General features: G+C 71.0%; 17 protein-coding genes. 8 read left to right on the forward strand and 9 right to left on the reverse strand.

The window, feature by feature from the left end; genetic code table 11:
- Positions 1-2: 2 nt before the first annotated feature.
- From M2163_RS19005 to leuA, 6 genes are all read right to left on the reverse strand, one after another.
- Positions 3-668 carry a response regulator transcription factor gene (locus M2163_RS19005; protein WP_280851602.1) on the reverse strand — a complete coding sequence of 222 codons (666 nt, stop codon included), beginning with the start codon at positions 666-668 and terminating at the stop codon, positions 3-5.
- On the reverse strand, positions 665-1,957 hold the full coding sequence (locus M2163_RS19010; protein ID WP_280894535.1) for a histidine kinase: 1,293 nt from the start codon (positions 1,955-1,957) through the stop codon (positions 665-667). The genes M2163_RS19005 and M2163_RS19010 overlap by 4 nt, the downstream gene beginning before the upstream one ends.
- Positions 1,954-4,026 carry an MMPL family transporter gene (locus M2163_RS19015; RefSeq protein ID WP_280894536.1) on the reverse strand — a complete coding sequence of 691 codons (2,073 nt, stop codon included), beginning with the start codon at positions 4,024-4,026 and terminating at the stop codon, positions 1,954-1,956. The genes M2163_RS19010 and M2163_RS19015 overlap by 4 nt, the downstream gene beginning before the upstream one ends.
- 92 nt (positions 4,027-4,118) lie before the next feature.
- Positions 4,119-8,066: a tetratricopeptide repeat protein gene (locus M2163_RS19020; protein WP_280851599.1), complete on the reverse strand. Its 3,948-nt coding sequence runs from the start codon at positions 8,064-8,066 to the stop codon at positions 4,119-4,121.
- Between the two features lie 113 nt (positions 8,067-8,179).
- Positions 8,180-8,875, reverse strand: coding sequence for a TerB family tellurite resistance protein (locus M2163_RS19025; RefSeq protein WP_280851598.1), 696 nt, complete (start codon positions 8,873-8,875; stop codon positions 8,180-8,182).
- A 186-nt stretch (positions 8,876-9,061) separates the two neighbouring features.
- Positions 9,062-10,783 carry a 2-isopropylmalate synthase gene (gene leuA, locus M2163_RS19030; protein WP_280851597.1) on the reverse strand — a complete coding sequence of 574 codons (1,722 nt, stop codon included), beginning with the start codon at positions 10,781-10,783 and terminating at the stop codon, positions 9,062-9,064.
- Positions 10,784-11,102: 319 nt separating this feature from the next.
- On the opposite strand from leuA, the gene M2163_RS19035 reads away from it, so the two are divergent.
- The 5 genes from M2163_RS19035 to M2163_RS19055 all read left to right on the forward strand — a co-directional run bounded on the left by M2163_RS19035 (position 11,103) and on the right by M2163_RS19055 (position 15,538).
- The gene (locus M2163_RS19035) at positions 11,103-12,173 is read left to right on the forward strand and encodes a M4 family metallopeptidase (RefSeq protein WP_280894537.1); all 1,071 of its coding nucleotides are present in this window, start codon (positions 11,103-11,105) and stop codon (positions 12,171-12,173) included.
- Between the two features lie 20 nt (positions 12,174-12,193).
- Complete coding sequence (locus M2163_RS19040; protein WP_280851595.1) at positions 12,194-12,460, forward strand: protealysin inhibitor emfourin; 267 nt, start codon at positions 12,194-12,196, stop codon at positions 12,458-12,460.
- A 58-nt stretch (positions 12,461-12,518) separates the two neighbouring features.
- Positions 12,519-13,835, forward strand: coding sequence for a GH1 family beta-glucosidase (locus M2163_RS19045; RefSeq protein ID WP_280894538.1), 1,317 nt, complete (start codon positions 12,519-12,521; stop codon positions 13,833-13,835).
- Positions 13,832-15,070 carry an MFS transporter gene (locus M2163_RS19050; protein WP_280894539.1) on the forward strand — a complete coding sequence of 413 codons (1,239 nt, stop codon included), beginning with the start codon at positions 13,832-13,834 and terminating at the stop codon, positions 15,068-15,070. Before M2163_RS19045 ends, M2163_RS19050 begins: the two co-directional genes overlap by 4 nt.
- 129 nt (positions 15,071-15,199) lie before the next feature.
- Positions 15,200-15,538 carry a DUF6355 family natural product biosynthesis protein gene (locus tag M2163_RS19055; RefSeq protein WP_280894540.1) on the forward strand — a complete coding sequence of 113 codons (339 nt, stop codon included), beginning with the start codon at positions 15,200-15,202 and terminating at the stop codon, positions 15,536-15,538.
- 35 nt (positions 15,539-15,573) lie between these two features.
- Here M2163_RS19055 and M2163_RS19060 read toward each other — a convergent pair whose 3' ends face one another.
- Positions 15,574-16,425: an NAD(P)-dependent oxidoreductase gene (locus M2163_RS19060; RefSeq protein ID WP_280894541.1), complete on the reverse strand. Its 852-nt coding sequence runs from the start codon at positions 16,423-16,425 to the stop codon at positions 15,574-15,576.
- 118 nt (positions 16,426-16,543) lie between these two features.
- On the opposite strand from M2163_RS19060, the gene M2163_RS19065 reads away from it, so the two are divergent.
- Positions 16,544-17,398, forward strand: coding sequence for a helix-turn-helix transcriptional regulator (locus M2163_RS19065; protein ID WP_280851590.1), 855 nt, complete (start codon positions 16,544-16,546; stop codon positions 17,396-17,398).
- On the opposite strand, the gene era is transcribed toward M2163_RS19065, so the two are convergent.
- A complete protein-coding gene (era, locus tag M2163_RS19070; RefSeq protein ID WP_125190188.1) occupies positions 17,395-18,354 on the reverse strand; it encodes a GTPase Era in 960 nt (319 codons plus the stop codon). The two genes, M2163_RS19065 and era, sit on opposite strands and share 4 nt — an antisense overlap.
- 174 nt (positions 18,355-18,528) lie before the next feature.
- Between era and M2163_RS19075 the strand changes: the two genes are divergently transcribed.
- Together M2163_RS19075 and M2163_RS19080 are read left to right on the forward strand one after the other, a co-directional pair.
- Positions 18,529-19,839, forward strand: coding sequence for an ammonium transporter (locus tag M2163_RS19075; RefSeq protein WP_280851589.1), 1,311 nt, complete (start codon positions 18,529-18,531; stop codon positions 19,837-19,839).
- Positions 19,836-20,174, forward strand: a complete 339-nt coding sequence (locus M2163_RS19080; protein ID WP_123760644.1) for a P-II family nitrogen regulator — start codon at positions 19,836-19,838, stop codon at positions 20,172-20,174. The genes M2163_RS19075 and M2163_RS19080 overlap by 4 nt, the downstream gene beginning before the upstream one ends.
- A gap of 43 nt (positions 20,175-20,217) precedes the next feature.
- Here M2163_RS19080 and M2163_RS19085 read toward each other — a convergent pair whose 3' ends face one another.
- Positions 20,218-21,177, reverse strand: coding sequence for a DUF916 domain-containing protein (locus M2163_RS19085; protein WP_280894542.1), 960 nt, complete (start codon positions 21,175-21,177; stop codon positions 20,218-20,220).
- Positions 21,178-21,216 lie beyond the last annotated feature (39 nt).

Below are 21,216 nucleotides of genomic sequence, written 5' to 3' on the forward strand. Positions count from 1 at the left end.
CCCTACGGGGTGCCCGGTGTCACCATGCCCGACTCGTAGGCCACGATGACCAGTTGGGCCCGGTCCCGCGCGCCCAGCTTCCCCATGATCCGACTGACGTGGGTCTTCGCGGTGAGCGGACTCAGGCCCAGCGCCTCGGCGATCTCGGTGTTGTTGAGGCCCCGCGCGACCAGGGCCAGCACCTCGCGCTCCCGGTCGGACAGGCACTCGGGGCCGCCGCCCGCCACCGGTACCGAGGGGCTGCGCAGGAACCGCTCGATCAGCCGTGCCGTCGGGCCCGGCGACAGCAGTGCGTCTCCGGCGGCCACCGTGCGGATCGCGTCGAGGAGTTCGGCGGGCCGGGTGTCCTTCACCAGGAAGCCGGAGGCGCCCGCGCGCAGCGCCTCCACGATGTGCTCGTCGGTGTCGTAGGTGGTGAGGACCAACACCCGCACCCCGGCGAGGTCCTCGTCGGCCGCGATGAGCCTTGTCGCCTCGATGCCGTCGAGGTCGGGCATGCGGATGTCCATGACCACCAGGTCGGGCCGCACCTCCCGGGCCGCGCCCACGGCCTCCCGCCCGCTGCCCGCCTCTCCCACGACCTCCATGTCCCGCGCCGACTCGACGAGCATGGCGAACGCGGCCCGCACCAGCGTCTGGTCGTCGGCGAGCAGCACACGGATGGTCATACGGTTCCCTCCCCCACGGCGAGCGGCAGCGCCGCCGTCACCTCGAACCCGCCGTCCGGGCGTGGTCCGGCGTCGAGTGTGCCACCGACGCTGCGGGCCCGCTCACGCATGCCGACCAGCCCGAAGCCGGGGGTGCCGCCGGGGAGCGGCCCGGTGCCGTCGTCGGTCACCGAGACCCGCAGGGCGCCCGGTTCGTCGTACAGCCTGAGGCGTACGGCGGGTGCGGGGCCCGCGTGCCGGACCGCGTTGGTGAGCGCCTCCTGGACGATCCGGTAGGCGGCGGCGCCGACGGCGGGCGGCGGGTCGGCGCGAACGCGCAGGTCCTGTTCGACGCGGGCGCCGGCGAGCCGGGCCGCCGCGACGAGGTCGGGCAGTCCGTCCAGGCCGGGCAGCGGGCCGCGGGTGTCCTGGGGGCCGTGTTCGCGCAGCACCTCCAGGGTCGTACGGAGTTCGCCGCGTGCGGTGCGGCAGGTCTCGGCGATGTCGTCGAGGGCCTTGGCGACGGTCTCCCGGTCCAGCCGCTCGGGGTCGGCGGCCAGGACGTGGGCGGCGACGGAGGTCTGCACGCCGATGAGCGTGATGCTGTGGGCGAGCAGGTCGTGCAGGTCGCGGGCGATGCGCAGGCGTTCCTCGGCGACCCGGCGGCGGGCCTCCTCCTCGCGGGTGCGTTCGGCGCGGACGGCGCGCTCGACGATGGAGGCGACGTACTGGCGGTAGTAGCGGACGTCGATGCCGCAGAAGAGGACGGCGATGATCCAGCCGGAGATCCTCAGCAGTTCGACGGCCTGATGGGTGCTGACGGTGAGCATGACGCTCGTGGACAGGCCGAGGACGGTGACGCCCGTCAGGACCGTCCGCAGGGGGCGGCCGGTGACGGCGACCGTGTAGAGGGCGACGTAGGCGACCGGAGTGGGGGCGAAGTGGTTGTTGTCGAGGGCGTGGTAGGGCACGATCAGCGCCACCATCGCGGCCAGCACGAGCATCGGGCGGCGGCGCCGCCACACGATCGGCACGTGGGCGGCGAGCAGCAGCGTCCACCCGAGGGCGTCCGGGCGGCGGGCCTCGTCGCTGAACAGGCCGACGCACACGGCCACCGCCGCCAGCACGAGGGCGAGCAGTGCGTCGTTGCGGGTGCCGTGGGGGGCGGTCCGCGGGTCGCGGTTGACCGCCGCCATGATCCGCTCGCCCAGCCGGGGTCTCGTGGTCTCCTGCACGGTGTCATCTTCCGGGACGTCGGGCCGGAAGGCGCCCTTCCGGGAGGGAAGGGCGCCCAGGAGCGACCTCGTCACACCGGTTCCGGCTGCCGCTCGGCCGGTACCGGCGGTTCGGGCGCCCGGGACAGCGCCCCCGGCCACCACACCTTGCGCCGCAGTGCCACGGCCGCGCTGGTGACCAGGTAGGTGCGCACCAGGAAGGTGTCCAGCAGCACGCCCACCGCGATCACGAAGCCCAGTTCGACGAGCTGGACCATCGGCATGTTGGTCAGCACCGCGAAGGTGGCCGCGAGGACGAGTCCGGCGGAGGCGATGACCCCGCCCGTGGCCCGCAGCGCGGTGAGGGCGGCGGTGACCGGTTCGGCCCCGGCCAGGGACTCCTCGCGCATGCGGTGCATCAGGAAGATGCCGTAGTCGACGCCGAGGGCCACCAGGAACACAAAGGACAGCAGCCCGAGCCCCGGATCGGTGCCCTCGAACCCGAACACCGGCCCGAAGACCAGACCGCCGATGCCGAGGGCCGCGCCCCACACGGCGACCACGGCGGTCACCAGGAGCAGCGGCGCCACGAGGGACCGCAGCAGGGCGATGAGGATGAGCAGCACGGAGACGAGGACGATCGGCACGACGATCATCCGGTCGCGGCTGTTGGTGTCCTTCAGATCGAGCTGCTCGGCGCTGGGCCCGCCGACGTAGGAGCCGTCGAGCTCGGCGCGCAGGGCCTTGATGGTCGCGGTCTCCCCGGCGGACTGGGGGGCGTCCTTCGCGGTGAGGGAGATCTCGGTCCAACCGTCTCCGGTACGGCCCTCGCGGGCGCTGTCGACGCCCTCGGTGCCGCGGATCGCGGCGAGGGTGGCGTCGGCGCGGTCGGCCGGGGTGATCACGGTGATGGGCTGGGTGCCGCGCTCCGGGTAGGCCTCGGCGAGCGTCCCCATGGCGGCGACCGCGTCGGGCCTGCTGGTGAAGGAGTCCTCCTGCTTGAGGCTGCCGGGCAGGTTCAGCACGCCCAGCGCGAGCGCCCCGAGCAGCACGGCCCCGCCCGCGAGCACGGTGAGCGGGCGCCGCCCGGCCGAGCTGCCCATGGCGGCGAACAGGGACCGGCGGACCTGGGGCGTGCTGCCGTAGCGCGGCACGAGCGGCCAGAACACCCGGCGGCCGAGCAGGACCAGGACCGCGGGCAGCAGCGTCATCATCGCGACGAGCGCGACCAGCACCCCGACCGTGCCCAGCGGGCCCATGCCACGGCTGCTGTTGAGGTCGGCGGCCAGCAGGCAGAGCAGTCCCGCGGCCACGGTCCCGGAGGAGGCGAGCACGGCGGGCCCGCAGCCCCTCAGCGCGGCCGCCATGGCGTCGTACGGCCGCTCGGTCCGCCGCAGCTCCTCCCGGTACCGGGAGACGAGCAGCAGGGCGTAGTCGGTGCCGGCGCCGAACACCAGGATCGTCATGATGCCGCCGCTCTGACCGGTGACCGCGGTCCCGAAGCCCTGGTTGAGCCCGTAGGCCACGGCCCGCGCCAGGAACTCCGCCATGCCCGCGACCCCGAGCGGCACCAGCCACAGCAGCGGACTGCGGTAGATGACGATCAGCAGCAGGGCGACGACCCCGGCGGTGGTGTAGAGCAGGGGGCCGCCGAGCGAGTCGTAGACCTCGGCGGCATCGGTGGCGAGGGCCCCCTCCCCGCCGACGTCGACGCCGAGCCCGCCCTCACCGCGGGCGACGTCCCGCACGTCGTTGACGAGCCGGTCCCGGGCCTTCTCGTCGGTGCCGGGCTCGGTGCTGGCGATCGGGTACATCACGGTGGTCCCGTCCGCGGACGGTACGCCCTGCGGCTCGGCGGTCAGCGTGTGCTCGTCCGCGATCCGCCCGATCTGCTCGGCGGCGGTCGCCCGGTCGGCCGCCGTCAGCCCGCCGTCCCGGTGGTAGACGACGACCATCTGCGTGGCCTCGCCCCCGGGCAGCCGGTCCTGGATCTTTGCGACCTGCGTCGAGTCCGCGCTCGCCGGCAGATAGTCCACGGCCCGGTCCCGCTGCACGTCCGCGAGCTTCGACGCGAACGGCGACACGGCCGCCAGCACGACGATCCACAACCCCAGCACGAGCCAGGGCACGGCACGCCGCCGCCCACCAATCTTTCCGGCCCCCATCGACGGGCCTCCTTCCGCCTCGGATGTCTGGATCGCTTCCAGACTTCCGCCGAAAGGAGCCCGGTTCGTCGGGCGGGAGGGCGAGCCGGGGGCTACTGCGTGGGGTGGTCCGGGGAGGGTCTTACTCCCTGGGGAGTAGTGCGCCAGTGGCCGGTGGCGACAGACAGGAGGGTGAATCTGCGGGCGAGTCGGCGGACGTCGGGGTGATCAGGGCCGAGTATGCGGCGGCCGTCCAGGAGCACTTCCCGGCACAGAGCCAAGGCCCTGCGGGGATGACCGGACCAGAGGACGGCGTAGGAATGGGCGATACGCCGGTACCAGGTGCGTGGATGGTCGCGGCCGTAAGTGCGGGTGCTGTCGGCGACGAGGCCCTCGTAGCCCCCGACTGCCTTGCGAACGCGGCCGGTGAGACGAAGGGCCCGGGCCTCGCTGCCGCGGGCGTTCAGAGTCTCGTCGTGGTCGGGACCGTACAGCCTCACCATGGCCTCGACACGAGTCCGGTGCATGGCCAGGGACCGTCGGATCCTACCGCTGGCACGCAGGCCGGCGGCCCGCCACCACAGTTGCTCCAGCGTGTACGGATGGTCGGGGCCGTAAAGGTCCAGAGCCTGTTCGAGCAATCGCCGTTGCACAGCCGCGAATTTCCAGACGAACCCCACCGACCAGTAGGAACCGCCGAGCGTTCGCAGAGCGTAGCGGCTCTGTTTACTGTCCGGTCCTGTCCCAGACATATGGAGAGCCAGGACACGCCGTCGCACACCAAGTGCCTTGAAACGCCGATTGACCGCTCTGTAGTCACCGGCGAGGTCGTTCAGCAATACGATGGTGTTCCTGTGCCGCGGTCCGAGAACCCGTACGAACTCGGCATGCAGAGCGCGGCGCATCCGCAGCGCATCCCTGCGCTTTCCCGTCCGCCGCACGGCGTCGACCTGCTCGGACCGCGCCAGCAGGGTCCAGGGGTGGTCCGGACCGTAGAACCGTGTGTAGTCGTCCACCGACCGAGTGATCGCCGCGACCCACTCCGGAAGGCGACTGGTCCTGGCGTAGGCCCCTGCCAAGTGTCGCCGCATGACGATCGTGTACCGATGGTCGGTCCCGTGCCTCCGTTCCAGCGTCGCCATCGCCTCCCTGTAGCGGGCGATGCCCCGCTCGTAGTCGCCCAGCCAGATCTCGACATCTGCGAGCAAGGCAGCACTCCAGGGGACGTCCTCGTCTGCAGCGCCGTACCGGGCGATGCGCTCCTCCAGGGTCCGCTCCCTCAGTTCACGGGCCTCCTCTCCCCGGTTCATCCGCAGAAGTAGGTCCGCCAGCAATTCATCGGCGCGCAGCACCAGCGCGTGTCTGGCGCCCAGGGAGTACACGGCCTCCTCGCGAGTGCGCCGAACCAGCGTCTCAGCCTCCTCGTACGAGAGCGCACTCCGCAGCCCCACCGCCAGGTCGATGCGCGCTCCCAGCGTCCACGGGTGCCCAGGCCCGTAGATCCGTTCCGACTCCCCTACCACCCGGCGAGCCACCTCGATCGCCTCCGGGTAGTGCCCCGCCTCCACGCACGTATCGGCGTACACGCTGCGGGCACGCAGGGTGTCCGTGTCGTCGGAGCCCAACAACCTCTCGAAATCGGCGAGGAGCTCGGCGGCATGCTCATGTGCCTCCCGGTGCCGCAGCGCGTTGCGCAGTCCGTGGACCACCCACTCACGTGCATCCAGGACATCAGGGTGGTCGGGCCCGTGCAGGGCCGTCAGGTCGTCGACGTTCCGGTGGAACTGCGCCAGCGCCTCCTCGTACCGTTCGAGCTGCGCGAGCGCGTTGGCCCACGTCACTCGTACGGACGCCAGGCTTCGAGGATCGTCGGCGAGCAACTGCTCCGCATCCTCCAAAGCCCGGCGGGCGACCTCCAGGGACTCGTCGTACAACCCGGCCGACATGCAGTTGGCCGCCAGCCTGGTCCTGGTCCACACGGTCTCCGTCGAGTCGTGGTCCGCTCCCGACTCCTGTTCTGCCAGCAGCCCGCGCAGCAGTTCCGCGCCCTCGGCCGCGCGGCCGGCCGAGTCGTAGAAGTCGACCAGCCGGCTGAGCCCACCGGAATCACGCGCGAGTGCCGACCCGCTGGCCGGCAACAGCCGTTCGCGGACGGCCTCGGAGATCGCGACCGCCTCGGCCAGCCGTCCCGCCGCTCCGTAGGTCCGGGCCAGATCGCTCTGCGCCTCGATCGTGTCACTGTGGTCGGGGCCTCGCAGTCGTTCGACGTCGTGCACCAGGTGCTCGAAGTGCGAGACCGCGAGATCGAAGTGACCTGCCGCACGATGGGCGTAGGCCAGGTCCCTCCGGACGGCGAGCGTTTCCTCGTGGTCGGGGCCGTTGTTCCTCTCCACGATGGTGAGCAGCCGGTCGAGGGGAGCGACGGCGGACTCGGAGCGACCGGTCCTGTCCCGGACGTCGGCCAGCGTCGCCAAGGCCATGAGCAGGGCGGCCGACTCGGTCTCCAGCCCCGTGGACAGGCACAACAGGGTCTCCTCTGCGGCGTCGAGGGCCCGCGCCGACTCCCCGACTCGGAGCAGATAGCGGGACATCCAGCCACGCAGCGCGGTAAGCCGTGTCGTGGGCTCCTCACCCAGGACGGCCAAGTCGCCGGCCACCGCATTCCACAACCCGTCCACCTGATCGGCCAGCTGATCCCCCTCCTCGCGCCGCTCCCATGCCTCACGCAGCGGTATCCGCTCATCGTCCAGGCACTCCCCGACGACGCCGGCCATCTCTGCCAACGCTTCCTCCGCGCGGGCCCTGTCCCGCACCACCCGCTGGGTCAGCCGGTGCAGGGCCACGCTGCCACTGCCCACCCGGGTGGCCAGCGAGGCCTCCACCAGCAGTCCCACGGCCCGCTCCACATCGGCCCGGCCGACACCCGGACGATGCCGCCCCGCGATCGCCTGGAGCAACGGCACTGCCACCCCTGACGGCGCCAGTAGGCCCAGCGCGTCCAGCAAAACCCGTACGAGCCCCGTGTCGTCGCGCTGCTCGACCTGCTGCACGGACAGCAGCACGGCCTCCGCCATCCTGTGCGGGTACCGCTCACCCGGCACAGCTGCCAGCAGCCGCGCGACCGGCACGGTCCGCAACCGTTCCAGACATCCGCCGTAGCCGATGTGTTCGTTCTTGATCACAGCCGCCGACTGCGCGAGGGCGACGGGCAACCGACCCAATTCCTCTGCGAGTTCTAGCGCCCCCTCCGGATCGTCGAGACCTGTGCGCTCGTGCAGAAAGGCGAGAGCCTCCGGCTGAGTGAAGACTCCGACGTCCACCTGCCCGCCGACGGCGATGTTCCCGAAGGCCCGAGACGTGGTGGTCACCACGACCTCGGCACGACCGGACGTCGGCAGCCAGTCCGCTACCTCGTCCGGGTCGACGGCGTTGTCCACCACGAGCAGACACCGCTCGTCGGCGCGCCCGATCCAGGTGAGTGCGGCGCGGGCCGAGGTCTCGGCGTCCTCGCCGGACTCCCGCACGCCCAGCTGCGCCGCAAGTTCGGCGAGGCCCGACACCAGCTGTCCACGAGTCTCGCCATTGATCCAGGCGACCACCGGCCACGCGTCCTCGACCCGCGACCGAGCGTAGGCAGCTGCCAACTGTGTCTTGCCGACGCCCCGCGTCCCCGTCACCGTGCGGACGACCGCCAATCGGTGGTCAGCGGCAGTCCTGGCGAGTTCCGCGACCAGGCCGTCGCGCGGTTGGAAACCCACGGGGCGACGCGGCAGCTCGCCCGTCCGGACCAGTGTCGCGGCACGTGGTCCCGGATGACCGTTGGAGGTGACCGAGACGGTGGAGTGTGCAAAGTCGAGATGGATCGGGACATCCGTGCCCGACGCGGAACGATCGACGGTGTACCAGCCGGCCCACGCTCCGATCGCCGCGGCGACCACACCCCCGGCCGCGACACCGACCGAGGCACGGTCACCGTCGTCCGGCGGCATGAAGGGCAGACCGGCGCCGTAGAAGAGCATGAAAGCCGCGCCGAATCCGACCAGAGCGAGCGCGATCGCCATTGCCCAGCGCACTCCCGGCCGCATACCCCGTCCCCCTTCGGTGCACGGCACGATTGTGAGGGAGGCAAGGTCCTTGAGGAAGGCCCTTCAGCAAGGTGAACGGACCGCGCAGATCAGGACGGCGTGCGGGCCGCTGCCAGGAGTCTGGTGACGTCGTCCGCGCAGATCGTCAGGGCCGTGCCGACCGTCGTCAGGACATCCCGTTCCGGTGGGGTGTACGGGCCGTCCGCGAGGGCGATGCGGGCCGCCTGGAGGAGGATCGACTCACGGCCGGGCGGGGCGAGGTGGGGGGCGAGGGGGTCGAGGGCCTCGTGGAGCTCTATGGAGAGGCCGGCCCCGCAGGGGCGGTCGTGGAGCCGCCCGGTGTCCTCGGCGAGGGCCTCGACCAGGGTTTCGAGCTGGTCCTCCGTGCAGTCGTCGAAGCCCGCCGCGCGGACCGTGACGGCCGCGGTCTCCAGGGAGGTGCGCGAGCAGGTGCCGCCCGCCGCGAGGACCGCGAGCGCGACCGTGTGGACGGCGTCGCGGAGCATCGCCGAGAAGCGGGTCGTGGTGGGGTGGTCCAGGACGTCCATGCCGAAGTGGCGCCGGCAGGCCGCGCACTCCACCACCGGTGCGGTGTCACCGCGCGGCAGGACCGGGACGCCCAGCACCACGACCCGGCGGCGGCCGCTCAGCCGCTGGTAGTTGCGGTCGCCCCCGCAGCCGGGGCAGAAGAACTCGCCGTCGCCGACGGTCGTCCACGCGGTACGGGTGCCCAGGAGGCGCGCAGGCCTGGCAGCACGGCCGTTTCGTCCCCGTCCAGGCAGCACGTCACACCTCCGCGTAACCCCGCGGCAACATCGCCGCGCTTGCGTGATGTTAGCCACATGAGCGAGGCGGAGTCAGCACCCCGGACGAGACCTGCTCGTGACCTCCACGGGCCGATGGCCGATAAACGACGGGGCCTTGATCACCGTATACAGCGATCAAGGCCCCAAAACCCCCGGTCAGAGGGATTATCGAGCGGCTCGGTTGACGGCCGAGACGACCGCCTTCAGCGACGCACGCGTCGTGTTCGCGTCGATGCCGATTCCCCACAGAACCTTGCCGTCGATCGCGCATTCGATGTAGGACGCGGCCTGCGCGGAGGCGCCCTCGCTCATCGTGTGCTCCTGGTAGTCCAGCAGCCGGGCGTCGATGCCGACCTTGGCCAGCGCGTCGAAGAAGGCCGAGATCGGGCCGTTGCCGGAGCCGGTCAGGATGGTGTCGACGCCGTCGACCGTGGCCTCCACCTTCAGGGTGTCCACGCCGTCGGTGTCGGTGGTCGACTGGCCGTTCTTGACCTGGATACGGCCCCACGGGTTCTCAGGGTTCGGCAGGTACTCGTCCTGGAAGACCGCCCAGATGTCCGAGCCGGTGACCTCGCCGCCCTCGGCGTCCGTCTTGGCCTGGATCAGCTTGGAGAACTCGATCTGCATCCGGCGCGGCAGGTCCAGCTTGTGGTCGTTCTTCAGGACGTACGCGATACCGCCCTTGCCGGACTGCGAGTTGACCCGGATCACGGCCTCGTAGGAGCGGCCGACGTCCTTCGGGTCGATCGGCAGGTAGGGCACCGCCCACTCGATGTCGTCGACGGTGACGCCCTTCGCGGCCGCGTCGGCCTCCATGGCGTCGAAGCCCTTCTTGATGGCGTCCTGGTGGGAGCCGGAGAAGGACGTGTAGACCAGGTCGCCCACGTACGGGTGGCGCGGGTGGACCTCCATCTGGTTGCAGTACTCCCACGTGCGACGGATCTCGTCGATGTCGGAGAAGTCGATCTGCGGGTCGACGCCCTGCGAGAACAGGTTCATGCCCAGGGTGACCAGGTCGACGTTGCCGGTGCGCTCGCCCTGTCCGAACAGACAGCCCTCGACGCGGTCGGCGCCGGCCATCAGCGCCAGCTCGGCGGCGGCGACGGCGGTACCACGGTCGTTGTGCGGGTGGATAGAGATGCACACGTACTCGCGGCGGGACAGGTTGCGGTGCATCCACTCGAAGCGGTCCGCGTGCGTCGAGGGCGTCGAACGCTCCACCGTGGCAGGCAGGTTGAGGATGATCTCGCGGCCCGGACCCGGCTGGTAGACGTCCATCACCGCCTCGCAGACCTCCAGCGCGAAGTCCAGCTCGGTGTCGGTGAAGATCTCGGGGCTGTACTGGTAGCCGAACTCGGTCTCCGGGCCCAGCAGCTTCTCCGCGTACTCCATCACCAGGCGGGTGCCGTCGACGGCGATCTGCTTGATGTCGTCCCTGGAGCCCCGGAAGACGACCCGGCGGAAGACCGGCGCGGTCGCGTTGTACAGGTGGACGGTGGCCCGCTTGGCGCCCTTCAGCGACTCCACGGTCCGCTCGATCAGGTCCTCGCGGGCCTGGGTCAGTACGGAGATCGTGACGTCGTCCGGGATCGCACCCGGCTCCTCGATGATCGAGCGCACGAAGTCGAAGTCCGTCTGGCCCGACGCCGGGAACCCGACCTCGATCTCCTTGTAGCCCATCTTGACCAGCTGGTCGAACATCCGGCGCTTGCGCTCGGGCGACATCGGGTCGATCAGGGCCTGGTTGCCGTCGCGCAGGTCGGTGGAGAGCCAGCGGGGGGCGACGGTGATCCGCTTGTCCGGCCAGGTGCGGTCCGGGATGTCGACCTGCTCGTACTGGCCGTACTTGTGGATCGGCATGGTGGTGGGCTGCTGGCGGTTCGCCATGATTGCGGGGCTCCTAGAGGTGTCCGGAAAGGACGGCCGACACGCAACGCGAAGCTCCGCGGGGAGGGAGTCGACCTGGACTACAGGCCCTCGCCGCGGCAGCTAAGAAGAAGCAGCCCGAAACGCATGATGCGCAGCATGCTAGCCGAGCCGCTCCCCGCGCGGGGCGCCGTATCAGTATGCGGGACCCGCGGGGTGAATCGGACAAAAAGTGCGCCATACCACTTCGTCACGGAGCGTGTGCTTCCCTGTCCGCATATTTCACCAATCATGGTTGCGGGTAGTGACACGGTCATGACTCAGTGCAAGGGTGCCGCACATGACGACCAACGGGGGCTTCGAGCCCGTCTTCTGCACCGTCGTACCGCCACACGTCCTCGACAAACTGGCCCGGAACGACGACCCCGCGCTCTCCGGTCCCGCGCAGCAGACCTTGATGCGCGACAGCGAACTGCGCGGCCGCCGCCGCGTGACGACCGAGTTCGGCCTCGCGGCCGCGCCGACGGCGAAGGCACCGTCGGACCAGCCGCTGCGGACCGTCTACGACGCCGGGCACAAGAGCGACCTGCCGGGCGAGAAGGTCCGCGCCGAGGGCTCCGAGCCCGGCCGGGACGCCACCGTCAACCGCGCCTACGCCGGTCTCGGCGCCACCTTCGACCTCTATCTGCGGGCCTACGCGCGCCACTCGATCGACGGCGACGGCCTCCCGCTCGACGCCACCGTGCACTTCGACGAGAACTACAACAACGCCTTCTGGAACGGCGAGCAGATGGTGTTCGGCGACGGCGACGGCGAGATCTTCCTCGACTTCACCATCCCGATCGACGTCATCGGCCACGAACTCACCCACGGCGTCACGCAGTACACGGCGAACCTCACCTACTACGGCCAGCCGGGCGCCCTGAACGAGTCGATGTCCGACGTCTTCGGCTCGCTCATCAAGCAGTACACGCTCGGCCAGACCGCCGCCGAGGCCGACTGGCTGATCGGCGCGGGCCTGCTCGCGCCCAGCATCTCCGGCAAGGCGCTGCGCTCGATGAAGGAGCCGGGCACCGCCTACGACGACGACGTGCTCGGCAAGGACCCGCAGCCGGCGACCATGGACGACTACGTCCGCACCGGCCGCGACAACGGCGGCGTGCACATCAACTCCGGCATCCCCAACCACGCCTTCTACCTGGTCGCGACCGCCCTCGGCGGCCACGCCTGGGAGCGCGCGGGCCAGATCTGGTACGACGTCCTGACCGGCGGCGAGCTGAGCGACCGCGCCCTGTTCAACGACTTCGCGAAGCTGACCGTCAAGGCCGCGCGTGAGCGCTTCGGCGACGGCGGCGAGGAGCTCCAGGCCGTGTCGAAGGCCTGGGAGCAGGTCGGGGTGCGGATCCTGTGAGTCCGTACTAGACAGGACCCATGCGTATTCAGGTGAGGCGCACGGGCGGGTTCGCGGGCATCGAGCGGTACAAGGAGGTCGACACCTCCGGGCGGCCCGATGCCCACGCGTGGCAGGCCCTGGCCGAGAAGGCTGTCGCCGCCGGCCGGGGCACCCCGCCCGTCGGGGTCCCGGACGGCTTCCGCTACGAGATCACGGTGGACGGGAGGACGGTGTACGCGGCCGATCCCCGGCTGACGGAAGAGCAGCGGGAACTGATCTCGAAAGTGCTCAAAGAGGGCGCGTAACTCGTTCTTCCCGCCTGCCCGTTGACTTCCCTACCCGCCGGTACGGATGATCCGGCGCATGGCGACTGAAGAGCATCCGATCCCGCGGTTCCCGGCCGGCTTCCTGTGGGGTGTCTCGACCTCGGCCCATCAGATCGAGGGCGCGGCCGACGAGCGCGAACGGTCCGTGTGGGACACCTTCACGGCCGAGCCCGGCCGGGTGAAGGACGGCTCGACGGCGGCGGTGGCCTGCGACCACTACCACCGCTACCGCGAGGACGTGTCCCTGCTGGCCGGTCTGGGCGTGGACGCGTACCGCTTCTCGGTCTCCTGGCCGCGAGTGCTCTTCGACAACGGCAAGGGCCTCGACTTCTACGACCGTCTCGTGGACGAACTGGTCGCGGCGGGGATCCGTCCGGTCCCGACGCTCTTCCACTGGGACCTTCCGGTCGCACTGGACTGGCTGGAGCGGGACACCGCCTCCCGGTTCGCCGAGTACGTCTCCGTGGTCGCCGACCGCCTCGGCGACCGCGTCACCAAGTGGATCACCCTCAACGAACCGGCCGAACACACCCTGTTCGGCCACGCCCTCGGCGCCCACGCCCCCGGCAAGCAGCTCATGTTCGACGCGCTGCCCGCCGCCCACCACCAGCTCCTGGGCCACGGCCTGGCCGTGCGGGCCCTGCGCGCGGCCGGTGCCACGGACATCGGGATCGCCAACTCGCACGGCCCGACCTGGCCGGCCTCCCCGGAGCAGCCGGACGTGGAGGCCGCCGACTTCTACGACCTGCTGCTGAACCGGCTGTTCGCGGAACCGGTCCTGCTGGGCGAGTACCCCTCGGGTCTCGGCGACCTGATGCCCGGAGACGTGGCGGCCGACCTCAAGATCATCTCCGAACCGCTCGACTTCTACGGCGTCAACTACTACTCCCCCACCCGCGTGGGCGCCCCGCAGGGCGAGGACATCGAGTTCGGCGGTCTGACCATCCCGGCCGAACTCCCCTTCTCCGTGCGGGAGATCGAGAACGTCCCGGTGACGGACTTCGGCTGGCCGGTGGTCCCGGAGGCCCTGCCCGAACTCCTCACCGGCATGCGCGAGCGCTACGGCGACCGGCTCCCGCCCGTCGTCATCACCGAGAACGGCTGCTCCTACGAGGGCGTCGACGACCAGGACCGGATCGCCTACCTGGACGCCCACGTGCGCGCCCTGCACCGGGCGGTCGAGGCGGGGGTGGACGTACGCGGGTACTTCGTGTGGTCGCTGATGGACAACTTCGAGTGGGCGGAGGGGTACGCGCGGCGGTTCGGCCTGGTGCACGTGGACTTCGAGACCCTTGAGAGGACCCCGAAGGCGTCGTTCGACTGGTACCGGGACCTGCTCAGGGCCCAGCGGTGAGCACCGCGCTGGCCGAGCCCGCCGACCGGGTCGGCACGGGCTGGACGGCGTCCCTGTCGCTCGCCAACGTGGCCATCTGGGTGGGCTGGTACGGCCCCCTGCAGATCCTGCTGGCCCGCCAGGCGGAGGACTTCGCGCCCGGCACCGGCATGTCCAAGGAGACCCTGCTGGCCTGGGTGACCGGGGTGGGCGCGGTGGTGTCCCTGGCCGCGAACCCGTTCTTCGGCGCGCTCTCGGACCGCACCACGGCCCGCTGGGGCCGCCGCAGCCCGTGGATCACGGCCGGTGCGGCGGGCGGCGCGCTGTCGCTGCTGGTGCTCGCGGGCGCGGACGGACTGTGGCTCATGGCGCTCGGCTGGTGTCTGGTCCAGCTGACCCTGAACGCGGCCTTCGCGGCGGTCACCGCCGCCGTGCCGGACCAGGTGCCCCGGCTCCAGCGGGGCGTGGTGGGCGGCTGGATCGGGGCGGCGCAGATCCTCGGTGCGGTCGTCGGCACGGGCCTTGCGACCGCGGCGGGCGGGATCGCGGCGGGCTACGCGGCGTGCGCGGTGTTCACGCTGGCGGGCGTCCTGCCGTACGTGCTCCGCCACCGGGACCTCAGGCTGGGGGCCGCGGACCGTCCCGCCTGGTCCTGGCGGTCGTTCGCGCGCGGCTTCTGGCTGAGCCCGCGCCGGCATCCGGACTTCGCCTGGGCGTGGCTGACCCGCTTCCTGATCAACCTCAGCAACGCCCTGGTGATCCTCTACCTCCTCTACTACCTGCGTGACCGCCTGCACCACGAGGACCCCGAGCAGGGCGTGCTGATCCTCACCGCGGTGGACAGCGTGGCCCTGCTGGCCACGGTGGTGGTGGGCGGCATCTGGTCCGACCGCGTGGGCCGCCGCAAGCCGTTCGTGCGGTGGTCGGGGGCGCTGATGGCGGCGGCCACGGCCCTGCTCGCCGCCTGGCAGACCTGGCCGGGCGCGATCGTCGTGGCGGCACTGCTGGGCGTGGGGCTCGGCGTCTTCATGTCCGTCGACTTCGCCCTGATGACGGACGTCCTCCCGAAGGCCCTGGACCGGGGAAAGGACCTGGGCGTCATCAACATCGCCAACTCACTGCCCCAGGTGGCCGCCCCCGCGGTCGCCGCCCCGATCGTGACGCACCTGGGGGGTTACCGGGTGCTGTACGGGGTGGCGGCGGCGGTGGGTCTGGCGGGGGCGATCCTGGTCGGCCGTGTAAGAGGCGTCGACTAGCCCGCGCTGTCCAGGGACGACCAGCGGTATTCGGCTGTGCCCGAAACGCGTGGCGTGGGCCGAGGGACGCTGCTGATCATGGGGGTGTCGGAGGAGCGACGGTTCCTGCCACACATGAACGGGAGAGACATGAAGAGGCACCCTTCCCTGCCGAAGACCGCAAGCAAGCTCCGCCTCGCCGCGGTCGCGTGCAGCGCTGTACTCCTCGCGGGCACGGCGCTCTCCGGAAGTGCCCACGCCGCGCCCCAGGGGAAACCCGCCGGGGAGACGGGGATCAAGGCCTGCGGCTACTACGAGACGCAGACGGACTCGTACTACGGGCACTGCGGCAGCACCTGGGTCAAGATCCAGGTCGACATCGACTGGTGGCCGACCGACATCAAGAGGTGCGTCCCGCCGGGCGAGACCCATCTCGGCACGACCGACGAGATCGACAACGCATGGGCCATCGAGGGCACCTGCGGCTAGCCCCGCGAGAGCCCACCGTCCGCCCGGCCTGCTCCTCAGAGCGCCCCCGCCTCCCGTGCGGCATAGACAGACGGATACACAGGCCGATACCCCAGCTCCCTGCGAATCCGCTCCGTGGACATGATCACCAGCCACGGGTCCGGATCGGCCCGCTCGTACAACTCCGCCGGAATCTCCACCCCGTTGAGCTGATGCAGCTCCACCGCCGTCACCGGGGCGTCGTCTGCGATGTTGTAGACCCGCCCCGAGATCCCCGGCGCGTACAGGATCCGCAGCAACCCCTGGGCCACATCCGCGTGGTGCCCCATGTGCAGCCGCTGGGTCGACGCCCAGTTCTTCGCCCACATCAGGGACTGCGCGAGATGCGGGTCCCCTTCGCCGTAGACGAAGGGAAGCCTGGCGACGCGCACGTCCAGCCCCTCCAGGGCGAGCAGCGACCGCTCGGCCGCCGCCTTCGACTCGGGGTACGTACCCCACATCGACCCGCCCGGCCGGCTCTCGTCGTCCTCGGTGAGCGGGCGCCCCCGCCCGGAGCCGTACACCAGACCGGTGCTGACCTGCACGAACCTCCGGACGCCGGAGGCCGCCGCGGCACGGCCCAGCTCCACGGCCGCCTCCTGGTTGACGGCCCGCGCCTCCTCGTCCGGCACTCCCCGGAAGGCCGCGGCGACGTTCACGACCGCGTCGGCCCCGGCGACGGCCTTGCCGAGCGCCTCGGTGTCCCGCAGATCCCCTACGACGACCTCGGCACCGAGCTCCGCGAAGGGCTCACCGCGCGAGGCGTCCCGTACCAGGACCCGCACCCTCCCCGGCCGGGACTGCGCAAGCAGCCTCGGCACGAAGCGCCGGCCGACCTGTCCCGTCACACCTGTCACCAACGTCAGCATGTCCAGCTCCTCTCGTCCCGACCAGCGTGGGACGGCCGCACGGACGCCGGGAGAGACCTCTTGATCAGGGGATCGACAGTCCCTGGATAAGCCGGGCGGGGTGCCGCACGCTGGAGGGGTGAACCGAGCCGAACTCGCCGACTTCCTGCGCCGCGGCCGCGCCCGGCTGAACCCGTCAGACGTGGGCCTGACGCCGGGCGCCCGGCGTCGCACGCCCGGGCTGCGCCGCGAGGAGGTGGCCCAGCTGGCGGGGATGTCGGTGGACTACTACACGCGGCTTGAGCAGTCCCGGGGCCCGCGTCCGTCCCGGCAGATGCTGACCGCGCTGGCCCGGGCGCTGCGTCTGACCGAGGTGGAGCAGGACCATCTGTTCCACCTGGTGGGCGAGGAGCCCCCGCGCCGCGAGACGGCGTCGGCGCACGTCCGTCCGGGGCTGCTGCTGATCCTGGACCGGCTGCACGACACCCCGGCGCAGGTGGTCAACGACCACGGCGAGGTGCTGGCGCAGAACGCGATGGCGAAGGCGCTGGTCGGCGACGCGATGTCGCGTCCGCGGCGGGAGCGCAACCTGACCCGGCGCTTCTTCCTGGACCCGGCCGCGCGCGAGCTCTTCCCCGAGGAGGACCTCGCGGACCACGCGCGCACCCAGGTGGCCACCCTGCGCGCGGTGACCGCGGCCCGGCCCGACGACCCGGAACCGGCCGCGCTGGTCGCCGAACTCCGTTTGGCCAGCGAGGAGTTCGCGCGTCTGTGGGAGGAACACGAGGTGTCCCAGCGGAACAAGGCGACCAAACGCTTCGTCCACCCCGTGGTGGGCCTGCTGGAACTCGACTGCGAGGTCATGGTCAGCCACGAGCACCACCACCTCCTGGTCGTCCACACGGCCCGCCCGGGGACGGAGGCGTACGAACGCCTGCAACTGCTCAGGGTGGTGGGCCTGCAGGACCTGTCCCCGCAGGAGGCGACCTCCTAGAACCCCAGCTTCCGCAACTGCCGAGGATCCCGCTGCCAGTCCTTGGCGACCTTCACGTGCAGGTCCAAGAAGACCGGCGTGCCCAGGAGCGCCTCGATCTGCTTGCGGCTCTTGATGCCCACCTCCTTCAGGCGCTTGCCCTTGGGGCCGATGATGATGCCCTTCTGGCTGGGGCGCTCGATGTAGACGAAGGCGTGGATGTCGAGGAGGGGCTTGTCGGCGGGGCGGTCCTCGCGGGGCAGCATCTCCTCGACGACCACCGCGATGGAGTGCGGGAGCTCGTCGCGGACACCCTCCAGCGCGGCCTCGCGGATCAGCTCGGCGATCATGACCTGCTCGGGCTCGTCCGTGAGGTCGCCCTCGGGGTAGAGCGCCGGGCCCTCGGGAAGCATCGGGATCAGCAGGTCCGCCAGCAGGTCGACCTGCTTGTTCGCGGTCGCCGACACCGGGACGATCTCCGCCCATTCGATGCCCAGCTCCTTGCCGAGCTGGTCGACGGCGATGAGCTGCTCGGCCAGCGTCTTGGAGTCGACGAGGTCCGTCTTGGTGATGATCGCGACCTTCGGGGACTTCTTGATCCCCGCGAGTTCCTTGGCGATGAAACGGTCCCCGGGCCCGAGCTTCTCGTTCGCCGGGAGGCAGAACCCGATCACGTCGACCTCGGCCCAGGTGGTGCGCACGACGTCGTTGAGGCGCTCACCGAGCAGCGTGCGCGGCTTGTGCAGCCCAGGGGTGTCGACCAGGATCAGCTGGGCGTCGGGCCGGTGCACGATCCCCCGTACCGTGTGCCGTGTGGTCTGCGGCTGGTTCGCGGTGATCGCCACCTTCTGGCCGACCAGAGCGTTCGTGAGGGTGGACTTGCCCGCGTTGGGGCGGCCCACGAAGCAGGCGAAGCCGGCGCGGTGGGGTGCCTGCGACGAGGCCGACTGCTCGGATGACTGACTGCGAACGCTCATGCGCCCCATTCTCCCTGATCCACAGAGCCCCGCCGCACAGGCGCCCGAGCACCGGCCGGACCGTGAGCTCCCGGAAACCCCACCGCAATGAAACACGACGGAAACACCGCCGTGCACAACCGGAAACGCGCGCCGGTGAACCTCTGACGAGCCCCCACCTGGTTGGAGACCTGCATGCCCCTCGCCGCGCAAGGCATCGACACCGGTGACACCGCCTGGCTGCTCGCCGCCACCGCCCTGGTCCTGCTGATGACCCCGGGGCTCGCCCTGTTCTACGGCGGCATGGTCCGCACGAAGAGCGTCCTGAACATGCTGATGATGAGCTTCGTGTCGATCGCCCTGGTGACGGTGGTGTGGCTGGCCGCCGGCTACTCCCTGGCCTTCGGCGAGGACATCGGCGGCGGACTCATCGGCGGCCTCGAACACGCGGGCATGGCCGGGCTCGACCCCGACAGCGTCCACGGCACCGTCCCCACCCTCCTGTTCGCCACCTTCCAGCTCACCTTCGCGATCATCACGGCGGCGCTGATCAGCGGCGCGATCGCGGACCGGGCGAAGTTCGGGGCGTGGCTGGTGTTCGTCCCGGTGTGGGCGCTGCTCGTATACGTTCCCGTCGCCCACTGGGTGTGGGGCCCCGGCGGCTGGGTCCTGGACAAGCTCGGGGCGCTCGACTACGCGGGCGGTCTGCCCGTCGAGATCACCTCCGGTGCCTCCGGTCTCGCCCTCGCACTGGTCCTCGGCCCGCGTCTGGGCTTCAAGAAGGACGCCATGCGCCCGCACAACCTCCCCATGGTCGTCCTGGGCGCGGGCCTGCTCTGGTTCGGCTGGTTCGGCTTCAACGCGGGCTCGGCCCTCGGCGCGAACGGGCTCGCGGCCGCGGCCTTCCTCAACACCCTCGCCGCCGGGTGCACCGGACTGCTCGGCTGGCTCTTCGTCGAGCAGAAGCGCGACGGCCACCCCACCACCCTGGGCGCGGCCTCCGGCGCGGTCGCGGGCCTGGTCGCGATCACCCCTTCCTGCGGCTCGGTCTCCCTGCTCGGCGCGCTCGTCGTCGGCCTCGCCGCCGGTGTCGTCTGCTCCTACGCGGTGGGCTGGAAGTTCCGGCTGAACTACGACGACTCGCTGGACGTCGTAGGCGTCCACCTGGTCGGCGGGGTCATCGGCACCCTCCTGATCGGTGTGTTCGCGGTGGAGGAGATGACCGGCGGCACGCAGGGGCTGCTGTACGGCGGCGGGCTCGCCCAGCTCGGCAAGCAGCTGGTGGCCGTGGCCGCCGTGGGGGCGTACGCCTTCCTGGTGACCTTCGGCATCGGCAGGCTGATCGACAAGGTGATGGGCTTCCGGGCCGACGAGGAGCACGAGCACACCGGCCTGGACCTTACGGTGCACGCCGAGACCGCATACGATCACGGCGTCCTGGGGCACGGTGCCCCGGTCGGCGCGTCCTCCGTCCCCTCCGCCCAGAAGGCCAAGACCCAGGCATGAAGCTCATCACCGCGATCGTCAAGCCGTACCGCCTCGACGAGGTCAAGACCGCGCTCCAGGAGATCGGCGTGCACGGTCTGACCGTGACCGAGGCCAGCGGCTACGGCCGTCAGCGCGGCCACACCGAGGTGTACCGGGGCGCCGAGTACCAGGTCGACCTGGTCCCCAAGGTCCGCATCGAGGTCGTCGTCGACGACGCCGACGCCGACACGGTCATCGACGCGATCGTCAAGGCCGCCCAGACCGGCAAGATCGGCGACGGCAAGGTGTGGGCCCTGCCGGTGGAGACGGTCGTACGGGTGAGGACGGGCGAGCGCGGCCCGGACGCGCTCTAGGCTCAGGGGCACGGGAGGCTTTTCAGGGGGCGCGGGAGGCTTTTCAGGGGCGCGGGGAACTGCGCGACAAGCCCCCACCGGCCCGCAGCCGCAGACGAACCCACATCCCTCCTGCCGCACCACCCGCCACGAACAACACCACCGCCACCAGCCACGGCAAAGCGAAGAACCCCGCACTCGACGACTCGCGTGTGTCCTTCGCACTCGCCGTCAACGTCACCTGCCCCCAGTCGAGTTGGGGTGAGCCGCGCCACGGCTCGGTCAGCCGCACCCGCTGCCCGGGCAGCAGCTCCGCGGGAATCCGAGCGAGTTCACGGGAGAGCAGGGTGCGCCCGAACAGCCCCGTCGCCCGCAGCTCCACCTTCGGGTCCAGGGTGACGTTGCCGGTGTTGCGCAGGGTGTACGAGATCGTCGCACCGCTGTCCCCGAGGCCCGGTACCAGCGGCTGGTGATGGCTGACGCGGACGTCCTCGACGGCGATCGCCGGCACGGTCGGTCCGCCCACGCGCAGATAGATCCTCGCGGCCACGGCCCGCTGGACGCCGAGCGCCACCGCGCCGTCGCCCTTGTCGACCCGTTCGTCCAGCGCCACCAGCGCGCCCGCGTGGTCGCCCGGTTCGGCGCCCTCGGGCACCGCCAGGGTGAACGGCACGGTGATCCTGCCGTGCGGGGGGACGGTCACCCGGGACTTCGCGGGCTTCGCCCAGGCCCCCACCCCGCGCTGCCTCTCCGCGACCGTGCGCACGGCGAAACCGCCGTCGCGGGCGGTGTTGTAGGCGTCGGCGGCGTAGAGCCGGAAGGTGAGCGGCTCACCGGTCCTGTTGCTGACGACCACCTTGTCGTCGATGGTCTGTCCGGGGTCGGCGGAGAGGTAGAAGTAGAGCCGCGCGGCGATCCGGGAGGCGGCGGGATACACGGACCAGCTGCCGTTGTCGGCGCCGTGGGCAGGCGCGGCGGCCGTGATCAGGAACAGGCTCAGGAGCAGGACGTACAGCTTTCGCATGGGTGCGGACCCCCACGGGTGCGAGAGGGACGGGACGGG

Origin of the sequence: Streptomyces sp. SAI-135 (assembly GCF_029893805.1) — a bacterium.
In the GTDB taxonomy this organism is placed as follows: Bacteria; Actinomycetota; Actinomycetes; order Streptomycetales; family Streptomycetaceae; genus Streptomyces.